This window comes from Xenorhabdus bovienii, assembly GCF_024721015.1.
In the GTDB taxonomy this organism is placed as follows: domain Bacteria; phylum Pseudomonadota; class Gammaproteobacteria; order Enterobacterales; family Enterobacteriaceae; genus Xenorhabdus; species Xenorhabdus bovienii.
Map to the genome: position 1 here is coordinate 1 of NZ_JANAIF010000327.1, position 437 is coordinate 437.

1 pseudogene is annotated in these 437 nt (G+C 38.2%); it reads left to right on the top strand.

The features are described from left to right. Positions 1-327 (top strand): annotated as a pseudogene (locus NXS07_RS20835) (hypothetical protein); the annotation flags it as partial. Positions 328-437: the final 110 nt, after the last annotated feature.

The following is a 437-nucleotide window of genomic DNA, read 5'->3' on the forward strand; positions in this document are numbered from 1 at the left end:
ATCAACAGGGTAGTGCAGACGTTTGAACGCTTTTCGGATCAGGGGCATCGCTCTGGACTCGCTCAAAAACAGGGGAGTTTACCTGATGATCGCTTAATGCGACAGAACCATAAAATTGAACGCCTATGGCAATCTCTACATAAAACAGTAACGCGGAACCATTGCTGTCAGTTTATGTGGCAATTGATTAAGTGTGTGGAAGTTTTCATGGAATCGGCCTCATTGCAGCAACAGCAGAAAATTAAAAAGGGGGTGTATCACTATTATGAAACTTTATTTAGATTAACAAAAATATGTATCGAATTTATTTTGATAAGCTGCGTTTAATTATATTATTCCGAAAATGAAGACAAAGAAACATATATATACGCAATTAACTTGAAGAGGCGGGTTTTAAAATCTGGAAGTTATCAGTCAACCGAGTGGTGAGCTCTTTC